The 6,689-nt window shown below is 72.8% G+C and carries 8 protein-coding genes; all 8 read left to right on the forward strand.

What is annotated here, in order from left to right; translation table 11 throughout:
- The first annotated feature begins 6 nt into the window (after nucleotides 1-6).
- The gene (locus AB0D44_RS15875) at nucleotides 7-1,497 is read left to right on the forward strand and encodes an anthranilate synthase component I (protein WP_362590297.1); all 1,491 of its coding nucleotides are present in this window, start codon (nucleotides 7-9) and stop codon (nucleotides 1,495-1,497) included.
- A gap of 14 nt (nucleotides 1,498-1,511) precedes the next feature.
- A complete protein-coding gene (locus AB0D44_RS15880) occupies nucleotides 1,512-2,162 on the forward strand; it encodes a TIGR02234 family membrane protein (RefSeq protein ID WP_362590300.1) in 651 nt (216 codons plus the stop codon).
- Nucleotides 2,163-2,283: 121 nt separating this feature from the next.
- Nucleotides 2,284-2,535: an HGxxPAAW family protein gene (locus AB0D44_RS15885; protein ID WP_362590303.1), complete on the forward strand. Its 252-nt coding sequence runs from the start codon at nucleotides 2,284-2,286 to the stop codon at nucleotides 2,533-2,535.
- A 53-nt stretch (nucleotides 2,536-2,588) separates the two neighbouring features.
- The gene (locus tag AB0D44_RS15890; protein WP_362590306.1) at nucleotides 2,589-3,068 is read left to right on the forward strand and encodes a DUF2752 domain-containing protein; all 480 of its coding nucleotides are present in this window, start codon (nucleotides 2,589-2,591) and stop codon (nucleotides 3,066-3,068) included.
- Nucleotides 3,069-3,239: 171 nt separating this feature from the next.
- Nucleotides 3,240-4,049 (forward strand): indole-3-glycerol phosphate synthase TrpC, encoded by an 810-nt coding sequence (trpC, locus tag AB0D44_RS15895; protein WP_362300112.1) that lies wholly within the window; start codon nucleotides 3,240-3,242, stop codon nucleotides 4,047-4,049.
- Nucleotides 4,050-4,057: 8 nt separating this feature from the next.
- Nucleotides 4,058-4,270, forward strand: coding sequence for a tryptophan synthase subunit(beta) (locus tag AB0D44_RS15900; RefSeq protein ID WP_362590308.1), 213 nt, complete (start codon nucleotides 4,058-4,060; stop codon nucleotides 4,268-4,270).
- 214 nt (nucleotides 4,271-4,484) lie between these two features.
- Complete coding sequence (gene trpB, locus AB0D44_RS15905) at nucleotides 4,485-5,729, forward strand: tryptophan synthase subunit beta (RefSeq protein WP_362590311.1); 1,245 nt, start codon at nucleotides 4,485-4,487, stop codon at nucleotides 5,727-5,729.
- Nucleotides 5,726-6,556 carry a tryptophan synthase subunit alpha gene (gene trpA, locus AB0D44_RS15910; protein WP_362590313.1) on the forward strand — a complete coding sequence of 277 codons (831 nt, stop codon included), beginning with the start codon at nucleotides 5,726-5,728 and terminating at the stop codon, nucleotides 6,554-6,556. Before trpB ends, trpA begins: the two co-directional genes overlap by 4 nt.
- Nucleotides 6,557-6,689: the final 133 nt, after the last annotated feature.

A 6,689-nucleotide genomic window follows, 5' to 3' on the forward strand; every position in this document is an offset into this window, starting at 1 on the left:
ACGCACATGGATCTCGATACGTTCCGCAAGCTCGCGGCCGACCGCCGCGTCATCCCCGTGAGCCGCCGGCTGCTGGCCGACGGCGACACCCCCGTCGGGCTCTACCGCAAGCTGGCCGCCGAACGCCCCGGCACCTTCCTGCTGGAGTCCGCCGAGAACGGCCGCTCCTGGTCCCGGTACTCCTTCGTCGGCGTGCGCAGCGACGCGACCCTGACCGCGCGGGACGGGCAGGCGCACTGGATCGGCACCCCGCCCGTGGGCGTACCGACCGGCGGCGACCCCCTGGACGCGCTGCGCGCCACCGTCGAGGCCCTGCACACTCCCCGCGACCTCGCGGGCGGGATGCCGCCCTTCACCGGCGGCATGGTCGGCTACCTCGGCTACGACATCGTGCGCCGCCTGGAGCGCATCGGCGAGCACACGGCCGACGACCTGGAACTGCCCGAGCTGACCATGCTGCTCACCTCCGACCTGGCGGTCATGGACCACTGGGACGGCACCGTCCTGCTCATCGCCAACGCCATCAACCACAACGACCTCGACACCGGTGTGGACGAGGCGTACGCCGACGCCGTGGCGCGCCTGGACGCCATGGAGGCGGACCTCGCCCGGCCCGCGCCGTACACCCCGACCCCGCTGCCCGCCTCCGAGCTTCCGGAGTTCTCGGCGCTGTGGGGCGGCGAGAAGTACCAGGCGGCCGTCGAGGACATCAAGGAGCGCATCCGGGCCGGCGAGGCCTTCCAGGTGGTGCCCTCGCAGCGGTTCGAGACCCCCTGCGAGGCCTCCGCGCTGGACGTCTACCGGGTGCTGCGCGCCACCAACCCCTCCCCGTACATGTACCTCTTCCGCTTCGAGAACGGCTTCGACGTGGTCGGCTCCAGCCCCGAGGCGCTGGTCAAGGTCGAGGACGGGCGGGCCATGGTCCACCCCATCGCCGGCACCCGGCACCGCGGCGCCACCCCGCAGGAGGACCACGACCTCGCCGAGGAATTGCTCGCCGACCCCAAGGAGCGCGCCGAGCACCTGATGCTCGTCGACCTGGGCCGCAACGACCTGGGCCGGGTCTGCGAGCCGGGCTCCGTGGAGGTCGTCGACTTCATGAGCATCGAGCGCTACTCGCACGTCATGCACATCGTGTCCACCGTCACCGGGCGGGTCGCCGAGGGCAGGACCGCCTTCGACGTGCTCACCGCCTGCTTCCCGGCGGGCACCCTCTCCGGCGCGCCCAAGCCCCGCGCCATGCAGATCATCGAGGAGCTGGAGCCCTCCCGCCGCGGCCTGTACGGCGGCTGCGTGGGCTACCTGGACTTCGCCGGCGACTCCGACACGGCCATCGCCATCCGCACCGCGCTGCTGCGCGACGGCACCGCGTACGTGCAGGCGGGCGCCGGGGTGGTGGCCGACTCGGTGCCCGAGCTGGAGGACAACGAGTGCCGCAACAAGGCGGCCGCCGTGCTGCGCGCGGTGGGAGCGGCGAACCGCCTCCACCGCTCTTGAGGGCGTAGGGGATAGTGGGGTACGTGAGTGCCGTACCCCCGCCCCCGCCCCCCGTCGGAAACGAAGCCGAGGCCCCCGGCAGCAAGAGCAGCCGCCGCAGCGTGGCCGTCGCCCTGCTCCTCGGCACCCTCGGCTCCACCGTCGTCCTGCTCGCCTCCGGCCGGGTCTGGGCCCGGGGCACCGCGGCCGTCGGCGGCGATTCGCTCGCCGTGACCGCGGACGGGCAGGCCGTCACGGGTCTGCCCGCGGCCCTGGCCATCGTCGCCCTCGCCGCCCTGGTCGCCGTCTTCGCCGTACGCGGCAAGGGCCGGCTGCTGGTGTCGGGACTGCTGGCCCTCAGCGGCCTGGGCGCCGCCCTGTCCGCGGTCCTGGCCGCCGACGGCCGCCGGGCCCTGGACGCGGAGGCCGCGCGTACCACCGCGGACACCGCCGCCCAGGTGGCGGGACTGACCCAGACGGCGTGGCCGTACGTCACGGCCGCCGGCGCGGCCCTGATCCTGGCCGCCGGGCTGCTGGCCCTGCGCTTCGGCCGCAGCTGGCCCGCGATGGGCGGCCGCTACGAGCGGAGCGGCAGCCCGCGGACCCGCAAGCCGGCCGTGGTGGATCCGGACCGGCCGGAGGATCTGTGGAAGGCTCTGGACCGCGGCGAGGACCCGACCGGCTGACCGACCCCCCGTGGACGGCGGCCCCGCCCGGTGCGGGACAATGGGCACCGAGCGTTCGACACACACCGCGACACACCGCGCGCTCGACAGAGCACCGCGACAGAGCAACGAGGAGCAACTCATGGCGGGCACAGACCACGGACACACCCCGGCCGCCTGGACCGGTGTCATCATCGCCTTCATCGGCTTCTGCATCTCCGGCGCCTTCATGGTGCTCGCGAACCCGCTCGGCTTCTGGGCCGGCATGGTCGTGGTCGCGGTCGGCGGTGTCGTCGGCCTGGCGATGAAGGCGGCGGGCATGGGTGCGCCCAAGGCCGCGCACAAGGACCTCGCCGAGGTCATCGCGGCCTCCAAGGTCCCCGCCAAGGTCTGAGCGCGGTACGCAGGAACCGAAAGGCGCGGCCCCGTCGGGCTGCGCCTTTTGTCATGACCGGTGACAATCAGCGGGTGGACGCCTCCGACACCCCCGATGCCCGCCCGCCGCGGCCCGCGCCCGCCGCACCGGTGAGCCGGGCCCGGCGCCTGCGCGCACCGGCGCTCACCCTGGCCGCGGCGGCCGCGGCGTTTGCTTACGTGGGCACCGTGGATCCGAACGAACCGGGCCACTACCCGGTCTGTCCGCTGCTGCGGCTGACCGGAATCCTGTGCCCCGGCTGCGGCGGCCTGCGCAGCGCGCACGCGTTCGCCCACGGCGATCTGATCGCGGCTTTCGGGGCAAATGCCCTGGCCGTCACCGGCTACTTCGTCTTCGCGGGATTCATGCTCCTGTGGCTGGTGCGCGCCCTTCGCGGCGGACCCGTGCCCCGTTTGGCCCTGCGCCCGCGGTACTGGTGGGGGATCGGCGGGGCGGCCCTGGTGTTCGCCGTCGTCCGAAATCTTTCTTTCGGATCCGCGCTGGCCCCCTGAGGCCCGTACGGGCCCGGATGAGGGCCCGATTCCGAATGTCCAGTTACTGGGACGGCGTCAACCGCGTGCGGAGGGCAAGGCCTCCTGCGGATACCATTTGATTGCTGACCTTGCAGTTGTACGTGTCTGCAAGGCGGCCGACCGTCATCGACCCGGAAGGGGGCCGCTCGCGTGAGTGTGCTCGACGAGATCATCGAAGGGGTCCGCGAAGACCTTGCCGAACGGCAGGCCCGCGTGAGCCTCGACGAGCTCAAGGAGCGTGCCGCCAAGGCGCCCCAGGCCAAGGACGGCGTCGCCGCACTGCGCGGTGACAGCGTCAAGGTGATCTGCGAGGTCAAGCGCTCCAGCCCGTCCAAGGGCGCGCTGGCAGCGATCGCCGATCCGGCCGGGCTCGCCGCCGACTACGAGGCGGGCGGTGCGGCGGTCATCTCCGTCCTCACCGAACAGCGCCGCTTCGGCGGCTCGCTGGCCGACCTGGAGGCCGTCCGCGCCCGCGTGGACATCCCGATCCTGCGCAAGGACTTCATCGTCACGGCGTACCAGCTCTGGGAGGCCCGCGCCTACGGCGCCGACCTCGTGCTGCTGATCGTCGCGGCGCTGGAGCAGGAGGCCCTCGTCTCCCTCATCGAGCGGGCCGAGTCCATCGGCCTGACCCCGCTCGTCGAGGTGCACGACGAGGAGGAGGTGGAGCGCGCAGTCGCCGCCGGTGCCAAGATCATCGGTGTCAACGCCCGCAACCTCAAGGACCTCAAGGTCGACCGCTCCACCTTCGAGCGCGTCGCCCCCGAGATCCCGGCCCACATCGTCAAGATCGCCGAATCCGGCATCCGTGGTCCGCACGACCTGATCGCCTACGCCAACGAGGGCGCCGACGCCGTCCTCGTCGGGGAGTCCCTGGTGACCGGACGCGACCCGAAGGCGGCCGTGGCCGACCTCGTCGCCGCCGGCGCCCACCCCGCCCTGCGCCACGGGCGGAGCTGACCGCCCCCATGGCCCACGACCGTCCCTCCGCCAGCACCCGACCCGGCCGTCGCGGCCCGGTCGGCGTGCCGGCGGCGTACGCGCCCCTGGCGCGCGGCTGCCGCCCCCGCGGCTGCCGCGCCCCGGCCCGGCGCGTGCACGGGCGGCGGGTCCGGTACGTGATCGGCTCCGAGCCCGGTCAGGTCAACGGCATGCGATGGCGCCCCGGAGACGCGCCGTAGGAGGACCCCCGGCGGGCGGTACGAGACCCATCGTGCCGCTTCGTGGCGGTCCCCTGCGGCCCGCTGCCCGGGCCCGACGGCTCCGGCGGCGGGTCCTCGTTCCGCAGGCCGTGCGACCGACTCCCGTGGGGGTGCGTGCGTACGCGTGTCGCGGGCGGGCGGCGCCATACGGTGAAGACCACTCGTCGCATCCCGTTCCCGTAGGAGCACTGGCATGTCCAGCCAATTCTTCATCCCGGACCCGGAGGGTCACGTTCCGAACGCCGAGGGCTACTTCGGCGACTTCGGCGGCAAGTTCATCCCGGAAGCGCTCGTCGCCGCCGTGGACGAGGTCGCGGTCGAGTACGAGAAGGCCAAGAACGACCCGGACTTCACGGCCGAGCTGAACGACCTGATGGTCAACTACACCGGCCGTCCCAGCGCCCTCACCGAGGTGCCCCGGTTCGCGGAGCACGCCGGCGGCGCGCGGATCTTCCTCAAGCGCGAGGACCTCAACCACACCGGCTCGCACAAGATCAACAACGTGCTGGGCCAGGCGCTGCTCACCAAGCGCATGGGCAAGACCCGCGTCATCGCCGAGACCGGCGCCGGCCAGCACGGCGTGGCCACCGCCACCGCCTGTGCGCTCTTCGGCCTCGAGTGCACCGTCTACATGGGCGAGATCGACACCCAGCGCCAGGCCCTGAACGTGGCCCGGATGCGGATGCTGGGCGCCGAGGTCATCGCCGTGAAGTCCGGCTCCCGGACCCTGAAGGACGCCATCAACGAGGCGTTCCGCGACTGGGTCGCCAACGTGGACCGCACCCACTACCTCTTCGGCACGGTCGCCGGCCCGCACCCCTTCCCGGCCATGGTCCGCGACTTCCACCGGGTCATCGGCGTCGAGGCACGCCGCCAGATCATCGAGCGCGCCGGCCGGCTGCCCGACGCCGTCGCGGCCTGCGTCGGCGGCGGATCCAACGCCATCGGCCTCTTCCACGCCTTCATCCCCGACACCGAGGTCCGCCTGGTCGGCTTCGAGCCCGCCGGGCACGGTGTCGAGACCGGCGAGCACGCGGCCACGCTGACCGCGGGCGAGCCCGGGATCCTGCACGGCTCCCGCTCGTACGTCCTGCAGGACGAGGAGGGCCAGATCACCGAGCCGTACTCCATCTCGGCCGGTCTGGACTACCCGGGCATCGGCCCGGAGCACTCGTACCTCAAGGACACGGGCCGCGGCGAATACCGCGCCGTCACCGACGACGCCGCGATGCAGGCCCTGCGCCTGCTCTCCCGCACCGAGGGGATCATCCCGGCGATCGAGTCGGCGCACGCCCTGGCCGGCGCCCTCGAGCTGGGCAAGGAGCTGGGCCGCGAGGGGCTGATCGTGGTCAACCTCTCCGGCCGCGGGGACAAGGACATGGACACGGCCGCCCGCTACTTCGGGCTGTACGACGCCGCCGAGGAGGAGTCGAAGTGAGCACGGCCAGCGAGAAGACCGGGCGCATCCAGCTGCTGGGCGACACCCTCGCCAAGGCGAAGTCCGAGGACCGCGCGGCCCTCGTCGCCTACCTCCCGGCGGGCTTCCCGACCGTCGACGGCGCCATCGAGGCGGTCAAGGCCGTCATCGCGGGCGGCGCGGACGTGGTCGAGGTCGGGCTCCCGCACAGCGACCCGGTCCTGGACGGCGCGATCATCCAGACCGCCGACGACATCGCCCTGCGCGGCGGAGTCAAGATCGCCGACGTGATCCGCACGGTCCGCGAGGCGCACGAGGCCACCGGTGCCCCGATCCTGGTGATGACGTACTGGAACCCCATCGACCGGTACGGCGTCGAGCGGTTCACCGCCGAGCTGGCGGCGGCGGGCGGCGCCGGCTGCATCCTGCCCGACCTGCCGGTCCAGGAGTCCGCGCTGTGGCGCGAGCACGCGGACAAACACGGTCTGGCGACCGTCTTCGTCGTCGCTCCCAGCAGCAAGGACGAGCGGCTGGCCACGATCACGGCGGCCGGCTCCGGCTTCGTGTACGCGGCCTCCCTGATGGGCGTCACCGGCACCCGCGCCTCGGTCGGCGCCGAGGCCAAGGAGCTCGTCGGACGCACCCGCCGGACCACCGAGCTGCCGGTCTGCGTGGGCCTGGGCGTCTCCAACGCCGAGCAGGCCAAGGAGGTGGCCGGCTTCGCGGACGGCGTGATCGTCGGCTCGGCCTTCGTCAAGCTGCTGCTGGACGCGCCGGACCAGCAGGCCGGGCTGGCCGCCGTACGGTCGCTGGCGGGCGAGCTTGCGGAAGGCGTACGCAGGAGCTGACGTGAAGCGCACACCTGACCGAGTTCTGTAGCCCGATCAGGTGGAAGTGGGGGCGGGGAGGCGGAGCCATTCGGCGTCGTTCTCGGTGCGTTCCAGCGCGTGGGTGTGCAGGACGGGCAGGAAGAGCTGCTCC

Origin of the sequence: Streptomyces sp. NPDC048349 (genome assembly GCF_040651925.1) — a bacterium.
Taxonomy (GTDB): Bacteria; Actinomycetota; Actinomycetes; order Streptomycetales; family Streptomycetaceae; genus Streptomyces.

Excerpts from the sequence above, each read along its gene's own strand:
- AB0D44_RS15875 (WP_362590297.1), top strand. The coding sequence starts at position 7 with ATGGATCTCGATACGTTCCGCAAGCTCGCGGCCGACCGCCGCGTCATC.
- AB0D44_RS15885 (WP_362590303.1), top strand. The coding sequence starts at position 2,284 with ATGGCGGGCACAGACCACGGACACACCCCGGCCGCCTGGACCGGTGTC.
- AB0D44_RS15890 (WP_362590306.1), top strand. The coding sequence starts at position 2,589 with ATGACCGGTGACAATCAGCGGGTGGACGCCTCCGACACCCCCGATGCC.
- AB0D44_RS15900 (WP_362590308.1), top strand. The coding sequence starts at position 4,058 with ATGGCCCACGACCGTCCCTCCGCCAGCACCCGACCCGGCCGTCGCGGC.
- trpB (WP_362590311.1), top strand. The coding sequence starts at position 4,485 with ATGTCCAGCCAATTCTTCATCCCGGACCCGGAGGGTCACGTTCCGAAC.